Here is a 15,496-nt window from a genome sequence, read left to right as displayed (position 1 = left end):
CTTTATTCGCTATTTAAAAGCTAAATAACGTTAAGACTGTTTTACTATAGATGAGGATTTATTAAATGCGCATTATTTTACTCGGACCACCTGGAGCAGGTAAAGGTACGCAAGCTCAGTTGATCTGTAAGCGCTATGATATCCCACAAATTTCAACCGGTGATATGCTCCGTGCTGCAATTCGTGAAGGTACTGAACTAGGCCTTAAAGCTAAAAGTGTCATGGATGCAGGTGGTTTGGTCTCGGATGACCTCATTATTGGTCTAGTAAAAGAGCGCATTGCACAGCCTGATTGTGTCAATGGCTGTATTTTTGATGGTTTTCCTCGTACCATTCCTCAAGCAGAGGCATTGGAAAACGAAGGTATTCATATCAATCATGTGATTGAAATTGACGTACCTGATGAAGAAATCGTACAACGTTTGTCTGGTCGTCGCCAGCATCCTGCTTCTGGTCGCGTATACCATACGGTATATAATCCACCTAAAGTAGAAGGTAAAGACGATGTGACAGGCGAAGACCTTGTGCAACGCCCAGATGACCAAGAAGCAACGATTCGTAAGCGTTTAGGTTCTTACCATAATGAAACAGAACAATTGGTTGGCTTCTATCAAGGTCGTGCGGCTTCTGGTGAAAATGCACCAAGCTATGACAAATTGAATGGTTTACGCCCAATTGATGAAGTTCAAGTTGATTTATTCAAAATTTTAGACCAATCAAAATAATTGCGTTTTAAAATTTAAACTAAAAGAGTCCTAAACCGATTTAGGGCTCTTTTTCTATGGAAACGAATATGTTAAAAATTGCGTTAATTGCTTTGGTTGTGATGAGTATTGTTTTGCTATTGGTTTTAGTGCGTCAAAGTAAACGCCTGTTGAATGATGTGCAAAGACAAAATGCAGCATTACCTAAACATCCACGTCCACGTCAGTTGCATCCAAAATTGAAACAGCAGCAAAAATAGCGCTTATTTTTTGGCACCAAATTCAAACCGTTCAGGCCAATTGCACACATCGGACACCACACATTCACCACATTTGGGTTTACGCGCAATACAACAATAACGTCCATGCAAAATCAGCCAATGGTGTGCATCTAATATAAATTCTTTGGGAATGACTTTAATTAATCGGTGTTCTACTTCTAATACATTTTTCCCCACAGCCAAACCGGTGCGGTTACCTAATCTAAAAATATGTGTATCCACCGCCATGGTGGGTTGACCAAAAGCGGTATTTAGTACCACGTTGGCGGTTTTTCGCCCTACGCCGGGTAGCGCTTCTAAATCTTTACGATTGTTGGGCACTTCACCTTGATGCTGCGCTAATAAAATTTGGCAAGTTTTAATGACATTTTCAGCTTTTGAATTATATAAGCCAATGGTTTTAATATAATTTTTTAAATTGTCTACACCTAATTCGAAAATTTGCTGTGCTGTGTTTGCAACAGGAAATAGCTTATCGGTGGCTTTGTTTACGCTAATATCGGTCGCCTGTGCAGAAAGCATGACCGCAATCAATAATTCAAACGCTGAAGAATAATTCAATTCAGTTTCAGGATGCGGACGCTGCTCACGTAAACGTTCAAAAAAGATGTGAATCTGCTTTTTGGTCATGTTTTTGCTGTGCATATTAAGCGCCTTGTAATTGTTCGAGTTCGGCTTGTAAGCTATTTAATTGCTGGCGTTTGATGAGATCATCTCGCACTGAAAGTTGTTTTTCTAATTTTTTAATTTGAGTGCGCAATTTCGCCAGATGAATCGTTGCTTTAGCATCGAGTGTAACGTTGGTCGCTTGTGCTTTTTCTGCCAATTGAATAGTGGGTACAGCATTTAAAAATTGTGAAAACTCGGCAAAAAATTCAGTATCAATTTCTGCACGAACAATTGGCCCTTTGCGTACGCTACGGCGTTGTTCTTCGCGCTGAATATGCGCGTAATAGCGATAACGTAAATCGTCTTGTTGTTCGTTTTGCTGGGTAAAATTTGGAATCGGTTTTGTGTCGGCAATTAAATCGATACAGTCCACAGGGCAAGGTGGGATGCAGAGTTCACAGCCTGTACACAAATCGGTTAACACCGTATGCATTAATTTACCGCTACCAATAATGGCGTCGACAGGGCAGGCACTAATACATTTGGTGCAGCCAATGCATTCATCTTCACGAATTATTGCTTTCATACGTTGTGGGCGACCATCTGCTTGAGTCGGCCATACACTCGCTTCTGCAATAAGTTTGGGGCGCTTGAGTAAAGTTGCCAACGCATCTGCCACAGGCTGTCCGCCCGGCACGCATTTATTGGCCTCTTCCCCTTGGGTGATTGACTTCGCATACGGCAAGCAGCCATCGCGGTGTCCACATAAACCACATTGGGTTTGAGGTAATAATGCATCAATTTGCTGGATGAGAGAAAAATTTGAACTCATTTGGCTACTAACTAAAACAAAAGGGAGAGAAAATGAAAGCACAGATATGCTAAGGCGATAGTCTACCACAAATGCAAACTGGACTTATGTTTTGCTGGTTAAATCGCCTAAAATGCAAAAAGCCAACCTATGGTCAGCTTTTTGATTAATGAATAAGAAAATTATTTTTCTACAAAGGCACGCTCAATCACGTAATCGCCCATTTCACCCATACGCGGAGATTCTTTTAAACCATGTTGGTCAAGCAATGCCGCCACATCTTTTAAGAACGATGGGCTACCACATAACATGGCGCGGTCTGTTTCAGGGTTAAAACGTGGCAAACCAATTTTTTCAAAAATTGCCCCAGTTTCAATGGCTGTAGTCACACGACCTTGGGTGTGGAAATCTTCACGGGTTACGGTTGGGTAGTACACTAATTTTTCTTTAATGCCTAATTCTTCGAAAAATTCGTTGTTTGGCAATTCATTTAAGATTAAATCTTGATAGGCTAGTTCACTGACAAAGCGTGTGCCGTGTACCACAATCACTTTTTCAAAACGCTCGTAAGTTTCTGGGTCACGAATTACCGATAAAAAGGGTGCAAGCCCTGTCCCAGAAGACAATAAATATAAATTTTTACCTGGCAATAAATCGTCTAAAACCAAAGTACCTGTTGGTTTTTTCGAAATTAAGATTTCATCGCCGACTTGAACTTTTTGTAAAATTGAAGTTAATGGGCCATCTTGTACTTTAATTGAGAAGAATTCGAGTTCTTCTTCATAATTTGCGCTAGCGATAGAATACGCACGCATTAATGGTTTGCCATTGACTTCTAGGCCGATCATGACGAATTGACCATTTTTGAAACGTAAGCTTTGGTCACGCGTGGTTTTAAAACTAAATAAAGTGTCATTCCAGTGGTGAACATCGGTGATACGTTCAACGTTAAAAGCAGCCATTCGAAAAATCTCAAGTGCGAATAATAAATTGATGGGTATTTTAATCTAAAATTATAACCTATAAACTGAATATATTTAATTGTCTTTATCAGAAATAATGATGAATGATTCGATAAGCATCCCAATTGTTGGGGTGATGCGTTCTCCCTATAAAGAAAAATTTGGTATTCCTCGGCAACCGAATCTGGTTGAAGTCGAAAGTTATATCGAAATGCAGCCACCGTACGATACTGAACACGCCTTTGAGGGTTTAAATGCCTTCAGCCATATTTGGTTGTTGTGGCAGTTTCATCAGAATAAAGCGCAAGATAAACAAGCGTTTCGTGCGCAAGTGCGTCCACCGCGTTTGGGGGGCAATGAAAAAATTGGTGTATTTGCCACGCGCAGTATGTATCGACCCGCGCCGATTGGTTTATCGGTAGTTAAATTAAAACGTATTGTGCGTGAACAAGGGCAACTGCGTGTGTATGTGGTCGGCAGTGATTTGCTCGATGCCACTCCAATTGTCGATATTAAACCTTATATTGCGTATTCTGATGCCATTTTAGATGCACAAAGTAGTTATGCCGCGCAAGCACCGGTGTTAAAAACAGTGCATTGGCAGGCGCAGGCGTTGGCACAGCAGCATGAATTTTTAGCGCAAAATCTTTTATCGCAACAACGCTTAAATGAATTAGAACAAATCCTAGCACTCGATCCGCGACCGGCGTATCAAAATGATCCCGAACGGCGATATGGCTTACGTTTTGGCGAATTTAATATTCATTTTTTTGTTCAAGAAAGTGATATTTTAATTAGCGAAATTCAATTGGAACAACGCGGAATCTAATTTTCTGTTGCTCTAAAGATTTTTTTAAGGTTAATACTTTATTTTTATCTAAATTGTAATTTTAAGCTGCTAGGCTACTGCTTCAAAATGTTTAAGGATTTTCTGAGGAAAAGGATATGACCGCAATGCACAGATTAGATCAATTCTCTTTTATGCTTGATTTAACATGGTGTGTCGACCAGTTGCTTGAAGATAAAAAAATCTCCGAGCGAGACCGTGCATTAGTGCTTGCGACACAACGCAGTCGCGCACAATTAATGTGGCATCCTTTGCAATGGATTGCGCATTTTAATTTAAAAGATTTACATTCAGCACAAGCATTAAATTTAAGAGCACTGTGCGAGTGGCTGGCAGATAAATCGGGTATGCCTTTTTTTCGTATCGATCCGCTGAAAGCCGATGTGCCATCTTTAACTGCAATTATGCCGCAAGATTTTGCATCACATAATCGTATTTTAGCCGTTGCTATTACCGATTCTGAGGTGATTGTTGGTACAGACCAACCGTTTATGAAAGATTGGTTGGGGCATTTAGAACAAAGTGTTAAACCGAAAAAAATTAAACGCGTTTTGTTAAATCCTGAACAATTTCAGCGTTATTTGGTGGAATATTATCAAGTTAGTCGTGCGGTTCATTCATCGAAAAGTGAGTTGATGGGCGATACGGCAAATGTTGAAGCTTTATTGCAATTAGGCGATTTGCAAAACCCCGATGCCAACGACCAGCATATTGTCAAATTGGTCGATTGGGTGTTCCAATTTGCCTTTGAACAAGGCGCAAGCGACATTCATTTAGAGCCACGCCGCGACAAAAGTAAGGTGCGTTTTCGTATAGATGGCGTTTTACATACCATTTATAACATGCCTACAAATACCTTAAATGCGGTGATTGCGCGGATTAAAATTTTAGGTCGAATGAACGTTGCCGAAAAACGTAAACCTCAAGACGGCAGGATTAAAACCCGTACTCCCAAAGGCGCGGAAACTGAACTGCGTTTAGCCACTATGCCGACTGCATTTGGCGAAAAAATGGTGCTGCGTATTTTTGACCCAGATGTATTGGTACGTAGTTTTTCCCAACTTGGATTTGACGAAAGCTTACTCAAAAAATGGAATGACATTACTCAAAATAGTCATGGCATTATTTTGGTGACGGGTCCAACCGGTTCGGGTAAAACCACCACTTTGTATTCATCACTGAAGCAATTGGCCACTGAGCAAGTCAATGTCTGTACCATTGAAGACCCCATCGAGATGATTGAACCGAGTTTCAACCAAATGCAGGTCAATCATAATATCGATTTAACCTTTGCCGATGGTATTCGTGCCTTAATGCGACAAGATCCAGACATTGTGATGGTAGGGGAGATTCGAGACCGAGACACCGCAGATATGGCAATTCAGGCGGCATTAACTGGACATTTGGTTTTATCTACACTCCACACCAACGATGCCCCATCGAGCTTAACGCGTTTACATGACTTAGGCGTACAACCGTTCTTATCTGCTGCGACTTTACTGGGCGTGCTAGCACAGCGTTTGGTTCGCCGTTTATGTTCAGAGTGTAAGCAAGAAGCACCAACCGATGAACATCAATGGAAGACATTAACGGCCGATTATGGCGTGGTGATGCCTGAAAAAACCTACGTTCCGGTGGGGTGTGAACATTGTCGTTCTACAGGCTATAAAGGTCGTGTCGGCCTATATGAATTTATGCCGTTAAGCTTACAGCTAAAACAATTGGTCAGCGACAATGCACCTTTGGCGCAACTGCGTCATCAGGCCAAAGTTGAAGGTGTGGAACCTTTAAGAATTGCGGGCGCACGGCAAATTTTAGCAGGAGCAACTTCTTTAGAAGAAGTTCTGCGGGTTGTTCCGTTAATTTAGTTTTTTCTAAGGTTTAACAAAAGAAAAGCAGCAATATTTTGCTGCTTTTTTCCACGTTTATTTTTATATTGAACACCAGATAGCGCGTGGATTATTTAGTTAGAATAAGACGATTATTGCGGGTTAAGCGTAAACGGTATTCTTCTCCAGCATGCATAATGCGAATTTCACGACCTAATGCAAATAAGTTATTAGAATGTAGCATAGGTAACGATTGAGTAGCTTCTGTATTACGGGTAAAAAAGTTAAAAGGTGCGTTCATGTTAGCGTTCTCCGTGGTGTGTATCTAACGAAATAAATGATAATCATTATCGAATAAAGCTGTCAATGTAAATTTTTAGAATTTATAAAAAACTTTGTAACACGTACACTATGGCAAATAAAATCAAGACAGGATTGATCGCTTGAAAGCACTAGTTGAAGTGGCAATAGGTTTAATTTTTTCACAGCGCCAAGTTTTAGTCGGTTGGCGTGAAGCCAAGCAGCACCAAGGAAATAAGTATGAATTTCCTGGTGGCAAGCTTGAGCCAGGTGAATCTGCGGTACAGGCGTGTCGCCGGGAAATTTTAGAAGAAGTGGGTGTCGATATTCAATTGTGGCATCCTTTTGAATGGATTGAACATGACTATGCCGATGTGGTTGTACGCCTGCATGTGTTTTTTGCAGTGCTTGATGCCGAGCAAGCGCAGCAGGTGAAACAACCGTGGCAGTGGTACGAACGCAAAGAATTACAGCATTTAAACTTTCCTAAAGCCAATGCGGAGATTATCGAGCGCCTATCTTGGCCGACTGATTTAAAGGTGAGTCAGCACATTGCAGAGTTAGACCACGTAGAGGCTTCAACGCTATTTTATTTTCGTCCCGAGCAATGGACGGATGCCGAAACACAGGCAGTTATGAATATGCCACCGACGAAACACGCACAACTGATTTTAAATGAAGCGCATTGGAAAACCTTCGCGCAGCCCAATTTAAAACTTGCAGCAATTCATTTAAAACATTCGCAATTGATGCAAAAAACCAAGGGAGATTTAGTGGTCGGTCAGCGTTATATCGCTGCTTGTCACAATGAAGAGAGCCTCAAGCACGCACAGTCCATTGGCTGTGAAGCCATGCTATTTAGCCCGATTCTAGCCACGCCAAGCCATCCTAATACGCAAGCTTTGGGTTGGCAGTATGCACAGCAGGTACTGCAAAATATCCATTTACCCGTATTTGCTTTAGGTGGCATGCGCCCTGAAACATTACCACAGGCGCAGCACTATGGATTTTATGGTGTTGCAGGTGTTTCAGCGTTTTAAATGCTGCTATTTACCGGCATTGGCTTGTTGTTGAATCTGTGACAATTGTGCTTGCGTGGCATTGTCTGAGCTCAGGCTTAAGCCACGCAGAGCTAATGATTTGGCTTGAGCGTACTTTTGCTGCGACAGCGCACTTTGTGCTAAGACCACATAACTTTGCGCGGCTTGCGGTGAAATTCGCTGTGCTTGTGTGGCAAAACGTTCTGCTTCAGCATACTTTTTTTGCGACAGCGCGGTTTGTGCTTTACCGATAATTTGCTTATAGGCAGGCAGTTGTGCGCCATCGTCTTGTTTTGGTGGCACTTGTTTGGGCGCAATCACGGTTGGGGAAACAGGGGTACGTTTAATTTCACCCGGATTATAAGGCGTGGTGGTCACGCCATTGACGGGTTTCTTTTCAGTTGCTTCAGATGTGGTCGATTTGGCTGTAGGCGTAGGCACTTTTTGAGTGGATAAGCTATTACAGCCAACCAATACCGTACTGATACTTAGACCTAAAATAAATTTTAAACGCATCTATTGTCTCCTAAACTTAGTTGGTGCTGTCGTAACTGCCACTTGAAATGACACGTGAAGGCGGCTGACTGTTCGAGTTACTCTCGTGAATCAGGTCTTCAATGGCATCCGGTTGAGAGGTTGCTGGGGCAGAAGCACCATTTTCTGAATCTGGATCAATTTGGTAGCCCGGTAAAGCACAGTTGGTTGAATGATTCGGTACTTGCGATGCCAATAGTGGAATATACATTGCACCCGCACAGCCTTGGGCTGAAAGGTTACCACTGGCAGAATCAATCCATTGCCATTGCACATCACTTGGTTGTTTAATATTTACCGGCTGTTGATGCAATTGCTTCATCACGCTAATCCATACCGGAAGCGCGCCAGAAGAGCCTGTTAAACCTGTCACTTTATTGTCATCGCGACCTAACCAGACCACCGTTAAATAGTTACCTGAGAAACCTGCAAACCATGAATCGCGAGTATCGTTGGTTGTTCCCGATTTACCAGCCAATTTTAAGCTAGAAGGTAAGCTACGATATGCCGCTTGTCCGGTACCAGAGTTCATGACTTGTTGTAAGCCGTAACTTAAAATATAGGCACTGGCCGGATTAATGGTTTGTTGAACATCTAAACCATAATGATCAAGGCTTTTACCATTTTGATCGACCACAGTACGAATTGCTTTGGTTGGATATTTAAAGCCACCGGTTGCAAAGTTGTTATAAATGCCAAGCACTTCCATAGGCGACATATTTACAGCGCCTAAGAACACTGAAGGATAGGCAGGAATTGGACTGGTCACACCAAATTTGCGTAGCTGATTACTAAAGGCGGGTACGCCAAACTCTTGACCCAAATGCACTGCTGCAAGGTTATACGAGTGTTCCAGCGCTTGTACCATCGGTACCATGCCATGACCACCACCGCTATAGTTTTTCGGTGTCCAACCTTTCCCGTTACTTGGAATATTAATTTCAGTATCTTGCACTAACGATGCCCAAGTGTATCGACCAGATTCAATCGCATTTAAATAAATGGCAGGTTTGAGTAACGAACCCACTTGGCGTTTTGCATCTAAAGTTCGGTTAAATCCGGTAAAGTTTTGCGTTGAACCAATTGCTGCAACCAATTCACCATTGTCTGGGCGTTGGATAAGAACTGCACCTTGCAAGTTGCTTAAAGCACGCGGATTCGATTTACTTAAATTATCTACGGTTTGCTTAAAGGCATTTTGCGCTTTGGTTTGCGCCACTGGGTCTAAGGTTGTAAAAATACGTAGCCCTTGGTTGGTTAAGTCAGAGTCTTGATATTCACTACGCAATTGGCGACGCACAATATCCATAAAGTCTGGGAAGCGAGTCGGGCCAACCGTTGGTTTTTCCACCACACCTAATGGACGCGCACTTTCTGTTTCATATTGCGCTTGCGTGATGTAGTTCATCACCAGCATGTTATGCAAAACAGTATTGCGGCGGTTGAGCGCGCCTTCTGGATTGCGCCAAGGGTTATATAAAGACGGACCTTGCACTAAGCCGACTAAATAGGCTTGTTGGGCAATATTCAGTTCACGCAGCGGTAAGCCAAAATAGAACTGCGCAGCTAAACCATAACCATTAATTGAATAATTTCCGTTTTGGCCCAAATGCACTTCATTTAAATACGCTTCTAAAATTTCATCTTTGCTGTAGTGCATTTCTAGTAACAGCGCCATTAAGGCTTCATTGGCTTTACGCTTATAGGTCTGTTCTGGCGATAAAAAGAAATTTTTAACCAATTGTTGGGTTAGGGTTGAACCACCTTGGCGTTTACCACCGGTAATATTACTCATAATGGCGCGTGCGGTACCTCGGATAGATACCCCATGATGATGATAAAAATTACGATCTTCGGTGGAAATCAATGCTTCGATTAACGGCTTTGGCACATTTTTGAGTTTAATTAAAACGCGGTCTTCATTGTGTTGTGGGTAAATACCACCAATCAATAAAGGCTCTAAACGAGTCATTCCGCTACTGTTCGGCTTGGTCGTTTGTACATTGACAATACTGTCTTGAGCGAATTGAATATTTAATACTTGCTCAGGTTCAGTGCTGTCGCCGAAGTCAAAACCGCGCGTATGCACAAACAAGGTATTACCATTCATCATAAATGTGCCGGGATGCGTGTAATTCTCGGCACGTTTATAACCAAGTAAATTTAATTCGGCTAAAAAGTCCGCTTCACTCACCGCGGCTTGGTTATACACTTCGAGTGGGCGTGCATATACTTTGGCTGGAATATCCCAGCGCTGACCTTCAAATTTGGTTCGAATCGTGTTGTCTAAACGTACTAAATAAAAACTAAACGCAAGAAAACCGCCAATAACCAAAATGGAAAAAATAAGCGCAAAAATGCTAAGACCGCGTTGTGACTTCATAAAAAGTGATAAGCTATCCGAGATAAACGGTCTAATCATGCGAAGTTTTTTTAAAATTTACAATGATTATTCGTATCCGAATGCAAAAATCTGTACAAAAATATAGATCAATCAAACGCTTTACGGGCTTTTAAAAACAACTTAATAACGTGCTATGATTGGTGCGAATCCGAACGGAGCGTTTCAACTGGTGAAAATTTCACATAAGTCTTTTCGCAATATTGGTTTAATGGGACGGCCCGATAAATCATCTGTTGTCGAAACACTGTGTCTTATTTATGACCACTTATTAAGCTTAGGTCTACATCCGATCTTTGATGTCGAAACTTCAAAACTTGTCCCTTATCAAGATTGTCAGATTGTCGGTCGCCATTTAATGGGCGAAGTAGCCGATTTGGTGGTGGTGGTCGGTGGCGATGGTTCTTTGTTACATGCCGCGCGCGCTTTGGTCAAATACAATACACCTGTCATTGGTGTGAACCGAGGACGTTTGGGGTTTTTAACCGACATTAAACCGAGCATGGTGCTGAGCAAACTAGATCAAGTCTTAAAAGGTGAGTTTCAGTTAGACAAACGCTTTTTGCTTGAAATGGAAATTCGTTCTGGCAATGATGTGTTGTATCAAGCCATTGCTTTAAACGACATTGTTTTACATTCTGGCCGTTCGGTGCATATGATTGACTTTGAACTGTCTATTGATGGTCAATTTGTGTATCGTCAACACAGCGATGGTTTAATTGTGTCTACACCCACCGGTTCAACGGCATACGCCTTGTCGGGTGGTGGGCCAATTTTACATCCAAGCATGGATGCTATTGCTTTGGTGCCCATGCATCCGCATACCTTGTCGTCACGTCCCATTATTGTGGGCGACCAAAGTGAAATTAAAATTAGCGTACAAGAAAATCGTGTCATGCCTATGGCCAGTGCCGATGGACAGCACAGCGTGGCGTTAAATGTGGGTGACGTTTTGCATATTCGCAAGCATCCTTTTAAACTCAATTTACTCCATCCACCTGGTTTTGACTTTTATATGTCTTGCCGAACCAAGTTAGGTTGGAATCAAGATTTTGAAGCTTTAACTCAGCAGGAAGAATGAGATGAGTATTGAACAAATGCTGTCTATTTTAGATGCAGATATTGTACAGCGCCTAAAAACTGCGGTTGAAATTGGTAAATGGCCGAATGGAATTGCGCTAACCCAAGAGCAGCGTGAAACCTGTATGCAAGCGGTTTTAGCGTGGGAATATAAAAACTTACCGGAAGATCAGCGTACAGGCTATATTGACCGAGGCAGCAAAAAAGACGGTGAAGAATGTGATGACGATCATCACAAACATGAACCTGAATTTACCCCGATTCGCTTCGTTTAATCGATTCAGTGTTAGAAATTACACGGGTGAGGCTTAGAGGATTCATCATGAACGCTTTAGGTTTAAGAATCATCGGCAGTTTGTTGTTATTGCTGCCCGGGTTGGCAAGTGCACAACAACCCTTGACATGTGTAATACACGCGAAGGTGATTCCAAGTCAAAAATACGGTGCACCGAAAACTGAATATACTCGCCTTAAAAATGATGGCAAACCCATGTTGCTGATTGGTGTAGATATTTTATCGAGTCGAGTTCTTGGTGGTACTAAAAATAGGCAACAGCAGCAGTATTGCCAAAGTTTGACGGGTCAGAAAAAAGATATTTATTTGTCGAGAGGGTTTGACCCCAATGACATTCAAATTCATCTGGGTGATGAATTAACCTTAAAGCATCTGCATTTATCGGCCAAACAATATCCGTTTTGGCCAGACTTTTATTATCCGCTGACAGATCAGGCTTAATATTGCATAGACTACCGCTTAATGAGTCTATGCAGTGTTTTTATGAATCAGTAGTTATGCTAAAGCTTTATTGAAGCGCGTTTGCCACAATGTTTTTGCTAAAGTCATGGCGGCATCAAAATCATTCACCACGCGCATGCTATATAACGCAATGCCCATCGTTTCAATGATGGCCATTTCACCATATTCATGTTGTTGTGTGCCTTCCCAGACCGCTTTAAATTGGTTTAAGTCTAAACTTTCTTCGGTCGCGCTGCGGTCTGCGGTGAGTTTCGGCAATTCATGTTGATACAGTTCACCATCACGAATACCACAAATTAAGGTTTTTGCATCTGGATTCCGTTCAAATTCACCCCCTTCGCCTTTAATCACCACGCTGTTTTGATAACCTAGGTGATGTGCTGCATGTTGGTGTGAGGTGCGATATGCGGGATGGAAAATCGCCTGCAAGGTGGCTTTGGCGTTAAACGGATTAATTAAACGAGCCAGTGTGTGAATCGGGGAGCGTAAGCCCATCACATTGCGTAGCGAAATTAACTCATCTAACACCGGTGAAATTGCAGCAAGTGGCAAATACGCAAAATTGTGCGCTTTGAGTTGCTGTTCTACATCGGTTTGATTTTGGCAAATTGGATAACCTAAGTAGTCGAGTACATTCTCGGTATAGACCCGATTTAGCGTATGGCCCGCCGCGCCGTGCATTACAATTTTATAGCCATGTTGCGCTAAGCTTAATGCTGCCAGTAAAAACCATGGATAATGTTTACGCTTACCCGCATAAGATGACCAATCAAGATCGACCTCTAAAGCTTGAAACGGCAACTGATCGCGAGTGGCTTGTACAAAACCTGCCAGTTCTTCAACAGATTCTTCTTTTACCCGTAATAACATTAAAAAAGCACCGAGCTGAACATCTAAAACTTCACGTTTTAAAATTAAGCTAAATGCGTTATACGCTTCATCAAAAGTCAGTGAGCGTGCGCCTGTTTTGCCTTTGCCAATAATACGAATATATTGGGCAAAAGGATGCTCAAAGTCGGCATAAAGATTACGTTTGGTGGTCATATTTGAGCAGGTTCACGGCTATACTTGAATTGAATCATACCGAATTCTCGTAGAATGAAAACTGATTTTTCGCATCAATAGTTAGTCTAGCAGCGCTTTACAGCGAATGCGGTTTGGACACGAAGCAAGTAAAATAGCTTTGGGTAAACTGGCATAAAAATTACTTAAATGTTGTTCACTCGGGTGTTGATAGACCCAAACTGTTTGCTGTGCATGACGTGCAGCAAAGCGACCAAAAAATTGTTTTTTATAGCTTGACATTTGTTGGGCTGAAACTTGGCTAGGTCCTAAACCTTCATTGCTGCCATAGCTGAGCATCAACATTGCATCTGACGATGGATGCTGTTTAAGCCAAGTACTCTGTTCTTGTACCAATTGAAACTGGTTAAACCAAATGGATGGGCTGGCAGCAATAAATTTTTGAAAGCTTTGTGGATGTTTTAGAAATAAATTCACCACAAATAATCCACCCAAAGAATGTCCATAAATGGCTTGTTGTTGAGTATTAATGGTTACTTTTTCTTGTACCACGGGTTTTAATTCTTTTTCAATGAATGTGGCAAAAGCAGCTGCGCCGCCATATTCAACCCGTGCAGCTTGTTGTTGCGCTGCAATCGGTGTTGGAGTGAAGTCAAACGCGCGTTGTTTTTTATCAAAACCCATTTCAGCATGTGGATAGCCAATTGCAACAATCACCACAGGCTGCATGTCTGCTTGTGCTTGATTGGGCTTGGCAAGAAATTGCGACATTTGCTTTGCGCTGTCAAAAATAGCATCGCCATCTAAAAGGTACAGAACCGCGAAACCTGCTTTCGGTGCTGGCTGTTCTGGAACATAGATTTGAATGGCATAATCGCGCTGATTGCTTTGAGAATGCAGAATAAATTGTTGGCTATTGGTTTTTAGCTGATCTGTTGCAGCACAGGCGACTTGCAATACAGCGCTTAAAACGCTAAGCATGCAAGCACCCAGCAAAGATTTAAATAATGAAAAAGGCATAGTGATGCTAAATAAAAGAGGTTTAATTGATAAAGATAATCATTATTAAGGATTTCGTCTATAAATAGCCCAACTTCTATTGCATCTGGAGTACCATTTTTGATTTGAATATAGTTATACTTGCGAACAATCCGTTATGTGTAAAGGGCGAACCGAACATGGTCCATGATGATCATCAAACGACTTCTTTAAGTTTAGATCAAATCCGTTCAGACATCGACAGTGTAGATCAACAGATTCAAGATTTGTTAAATCGTCGCGCACGTTTGGCTGAAGCTGTGGCAAAAGCGAAATTTGCAACGGAAGATAATCCTGTGTTCTATCGCCCTGAACGTGAAGCACAAGTATTACGCAAAGTAATGGAGCGTAATCAAGGCCCGCTATCTGACTTAACGATGGCACGTTTGTTCCGTGAAATTATGTCGGCTTGTTTGGCCTTAGAAGCACCGCAAAGTATTGCATTTTTGGGCCCTGAAGGCACATTTACCCACGCTGCTGCCTTAAAACATTTTGGTCAGGATGCGGTGGTTCGTCCAATTACCACCATTGATGAAGTGTTCCGTGAAGTTGAAGCGGGCAGTGCGCATTATGGCGTGGTGCCGGTCGAAAACTCATCTGAAGGTGTGGTGAATCATACTTTAGACTGTTTTAAACACTCTCATTTAAATGTGATTGGTGAAGTTGAGTTACGCATTCACCATCAATTTTTAATTTCAAAAAATACCCGCAAAGACAGTATTAAACAAATTTATGCGCATCAACAGGCGTTGGCACAGTGTCGCAAATGGTTAGATGCCAATTATCCTGGGGTTGAGCGTGTGCCGTTGTCGTCGAATGCTGAAGCGGCGCGCCGTATTCGTAACGAATGGCATTCCGCCGCAATTGCCTCTGACATTGCCGCGACCACGTATGGCTTAGAAGTATTACATAACAACATTGAAGATAATCCTGAAAATACCACGCGCTTTTTGGTGATTGGACGCGAAAAAATTCCCGCTAGCGGCAATGATAAAACCTCATTGTTAATTGCTGCACATGACCGTGCTGGCGCGCTGCTGGATATTTTAGAGCCTTTTGCTAAGCATCAAATTAGCTTAACCAGCATAGAAACACGTCCTGCTTTGCCAGAAAAATGGGCTTATGTATTCTTTATTGATTTAGAAGGGCATATTGACCAAGCCAACGTTGCCGCAGCGATTGAAGAAATTCGTCCAACGGTCAAAGAGTTGCGTATTTTGGGATCTTATCCTGTAGCCGTTCTTTAAAAATGCAGGATGCTTGGCAGAATTCAAGTATCC

Annotated in this window: 17 protein-coding genes; 9 read left to right on the top strand and 8 right to left on the bottom strand. The window is 42.0% G+C overall.

Going from position 1 to position 15,496, the window contains the following annotated elements; genetic code table 11:
- Positions 1 to 65 precede the first annotated feature (65 nt).
- Positions 66 to 725 carry an adenylate kinase gene (gene adk, locus I2F62_RS07160; RefSeq protein ID WP_324626333.1) on the top strand — a complete coding sequence of 220 codons (660 nt, stop codon included), beginning with the start codon at positions 66 to 68 and terminating at the stop codon, positions 723 to 725.
- 68 nt (positions 726 to 793) lie between these two features.
- Positions 794 to 964, top strand: coding sequence for a hypothetical protein (locus I2F62_RS07155; protein WP_324626332.1), 171 nt, complete (start codon positions 794 to 796; stop codon positions 962 to 964).
- Between the two features lie 3 nt (positions 965 to 967).
- Here I2F62_RS07155 and nth read toward each other — a convergent pair whose 3' ends face one another.
- The 3 genes from nth to I2F62_RS07140 all read right to left on the bottom strand — a co-directional run bounded on the left by nth (position 968) and on the right by I2F62_RS07140 (position 3,367).
- Positions 968 to 1,630 carry an endonuclease III gene (nth, locus tag I2F62_RS07150; protein WP_324626331.1) on the bottom strand — a complete coding sequence of 221 codons (663 nt, stop codon included), beginning with the start codon at positions 1,628 to 1,630 and terminating at the stop codon, positions 968 to 970.
- Position 1,631: 1 nt separating this feature from the next.
- On the bottom strand, positions 1,632 to 2,468 hold the full coding sequence (locus tag I2F62_RS07145) for an RnfABCDGE type electron transport complex subunit B (protein ID WP_324626330.1): 837 nt from the start codon (positions 2,466 to 2,468) through the stop codon (positions 1,632 to 1,634).
- A gap of 119 nt (positions 2,469 to 2,587) precedes the next feature.
- Entirely contained in the window at positions 2,588 to 3,367 is a 780-nt protein-coding gene (locus I2F62_RS07140; RefSeq protein ID WP_324626329.1) for a ferredoxin--NADP reductase, read from the bottom strand.
- Positions 3,368 to 3,464: 97 nt separating this feature from the next.
- On the opposite strand from I2F62_RS07140, the gene tsaA reads away from it, so the two are divergent.
- Both tsaA and I2F62_RS07130 read left to right on the top strand, forming a co-directional pair.
- Positions 3,465 to 4,196 carry a tRNA (N6-threonylcarbamoyladenosine(37)-N6)-methyltransferase TrmO gene (tsaA, locus tag I2F62_RS07135; RefSeq protein ID WP_324626328.1) on the top strand — a complete coding sequence of 244 codons (732 nt, stop codon included), beginning with the start codon at positions 3,465 to 3,467 and terminating at the stop codon, positions 4,194 to 4,196.
- A gap of 116 nt (positions 4,197 to 4,312) precedes the next feature.
- Positions 4,313 to 6,082, top strand: a complete 1,770-nt coding sequence (locus I2F62_RS07130) for a GspE/PulE family protein (RefSeq protein ID WP_324626327.1) — start codon at positions 4,313 to 4,315, stop codon at positions 6,080 to 6,082.
- A gap of 91 nt (positions 6,083 to 6,173) precedes the next feature.
- On the opposite strand, the gene hemP is transcribed toward I2F62_RS07130, so the two are convergent.
- Positions 6,174 to 6,344, bottom strand: a complete 171-nt coding sequence (gene hemP / locus I2F62_RS07125) for a hemin uptake protein HemP (protein WP_324626326.1) — start codon at positions 6,342 to 6,344, stop codon at positions 6,174 to 6,176.
- Positions 6,345 to 6,486: 142 nt separating this feature from the next.
- On the opposite strand from hemP, the gene I2F62_RS07120 reads away from it, so the two are divergent.
- Positions 6,487 to 7,383: an NUDIX domain-containing protein gene (locus I2F62_RS07120; RefSeq protein WP_324626325.1), complete on the top strand. Its 897-nt coding sequence runs from the start codon at positions 6,487 to 6,489 to the stop codon at positions 7,381 to 7,383.
- A gap of 6 nt (positions 7,384 to 7,389) precedes the next feature.
- On the opposite strand, the gene I2F62_RS07115 is transcribed toward I2F62_RS07120, so the two are convergent.
- Both I2F62_RS07115 and mrcB read right to left on the bottom strand, forming a co-directional pair.
- A complete protein-coding gene (locus I2F62_RS07115; RefSeq protein WP_324626324.1) occupies positions 7,390 to 7,899 on the bottom strand; it encodes a tetratricopeptide repeat protein in 510 nt (169 codons plus the stop codon).
- A gap of 16 nt (positions 7,900 to 7,915) precedes the next feature.
- Entirely contained in the window at positions 7,916 to 10,300 is a 2,385-nt protein-coding gene (gene mrcB, locus I2F62_RS07110; RefSeq protein WP_324626323.1) for a penicillin-binding protein 1B, read from the bottom strand.
- A 190-nt stretch (positions 10,301 to 10,490) separates the two neighbouring features.
- Here mrcB and I2F62_RS07105 point away from each other — a divergent pair, with 190 nt between their 5' ends.
- The 3 genes from I2F62_RS07105 to I2F62_RS07095 are packed head-to-tail and all read left to right on the top strand — an operon-like array spanning position 10,491 to position 12,134.
- Positions 10,491 to 11,399: an NAD(+) kinase gene (locus I2F62_RS07105; protein ID WP_324626322.1), complete on the top strand. Its 909-nt coding sequence runs from the start codon at positions 10,491 to 10,493 to the stop codon at positions 11,397 to 11,399.
- A gap of 1 nt (position 11,400) precedes the next feature.
- Entirely contained in the window at positions 11,401 to 11,673 is a 273-nt protein-coding gene (locus tag I2F62_RS07100) for a YeaC family protein (protein WP_324626321.1), read from the top strand.
- Between the two features lie 47 nt (positions 11,674 to 11,720).
- Positions 11,721 to 12,134: a hypothetical protein gene (locus I2F62_RS07095; protein ID WP_324626320.1), complete on the top strand. Its 414-nt coding sequence runs from the start codon at positions 11,721 to 11,723 to the stop codon at positions 12,132 to 12,134.
- A gap of 54 nt (positions 12,135 to 12,188) precedes the next feature.
- On the opposite strand, the gene I2F62_RS07090 is transcribed toward I2F62_RS07095, so the two are convergent.
- Positions 12,189 to 13,199: a glycosyl transferase family protein gene (locus I2F62_RS07090; RefSeq protein WP_324626319.1), complete on the bottom strand. Its 1,011-nt coding sequence runs from the start codon at positions 13,197 to 13,199 to the stop codon at positions 12,189 to 12,191.
- An 81-nt stretch (positions 13,200 to 13,280) separates the two neighbouring features.
- Positions 13,281 to 14,159, bottom strand: coding sequence for an alpha/beta hydrolase (locus I2F62_RS07085; protein WP_324626318.1), 879 nt, complete (start codon positions 14,157 to 14,159; stop codon positions 13,281 to 13,283).
- 197 nt (positions 14,160 to 14,356) lie between these two features.
- Here I2F62_RS07085 and pheA point away from each other — a divergent pair, with 197 nt between their 5' ends.
- Complete coding sequence (pheA, locus tag I2F62_RS07080; protein WP_324626317.1) at positions 14,357 to 15,463, top strand: prephenate dehydratase; 1,107 nt, start codon at positions 14,357 to 14,359, stop codon at positions 15,461 to 15,463.
- Positions 15,464 to 15,496 lie beyond the last annotated feature (33 nt).

Origin of the sequence: Acinetobacter sp. MD2(2019) (assembly GCF_035615615.1) — a bacterium.
GTDB lineage: Bacteria > Pseudomonadota > Gammaproteobacteria > Pseudomonadales > Moraxellaceae > Acinetobacter.
Note: the sequence above shows the minus strand (reverse complement) of the source record. Positions and strands in the feature narration are given on the sequence as shown.

Coding starts and splice junctions, on each gene's coding strand:
- I2F62_RS07115 (WP_324626324.1), bottom strand. CDS start 7,899: ATGCGTTTAAAATTTATTTTAGGTCTAAGTATCAGTACGGTATTGGTT.
- I2F62_RS07100 (WP_324626321.1), top strand. CDS start 11,401: ATGAGTATTGAACAAATGCTGTCTATTTTAGATGCAGATATTGTACAG.
- I2F62_RS07155 (WP_324626332.1), top strand. CDS start 794: ATGTTAAAAATTGCGTTAATTGCTTTGGTTGTGATGAGTATTGTTTTG.
- hemP (WP_324626326.1), bottom strand. CDS start 6,344: ATGAACGCACCTTTTAACTTTTTTACCCGTAATACAGAAGCTACTCAA.
- I2F62_RS07090 (WP_324626319.1), bottom strand. CDS start 13,199: ATGACCACCAAACGTAATCTTTATGCCGACTTTGAGCATCCTTTTGCC.
- tsaA (WP_324626328.1), top strand. CDS start 3,465: ATGATGAATGATTCGATAAGCATCCCAATTGTTGGGGTGATGCGTTCT.
- pheA (WP_324626317.1), top strand. CDS start 14,357: ATGGTCCATGATGATCATCAAACGACTTCTTTAAGTTTAGATCAAATC.
- mrcB (WP_324626323.1), bottom strand. CDS start 10,300: ATGAAGTCACAACGCGGTCTTAGCATTTTTGCGCTTATTTTTTCCATT.
- I2F62_RS07095 (WP_324626320.1), top strand. CDS start 11,721: ATGAACGCTTTAGGTTTAAGAATCATCGGCAGTTTGTTGTTATTGCTG.
- nth (WP_324626331.1), bottom strand. CDS start 1,630: ATGCACAGCAAAAACATGACCAAAAAGCAGATTCACATCTTTTTTGAA.
- adk (WP_324626333.1), top strand. CDS start 66: ATGCGCATTATTTTACTCGGACCACCTGGAGCAGGTAAAGGTACGCAA.
- I2F62_RS07130 (WP_324626327.1), top strand. CDS start 4,313: ATGACCGCAATGCACAGATTAGATCAATTCTCTTTTATGCTTGATTTA.
- I2F62_RS07140 (WP_324626329.1), bottom strand. CDS start 3,367: ATGGCTGCTTTTAACGTTGAACGTATCACCGATGTTCACCACTGGAAT.
- I2F62_RS07085 (WP_324626318.1), bottom strand. CDS start 14,159: ATGCTTAGCGTTTTAAGCGCTGTATTGCAAGTCGCCTGTGCTGCAACA.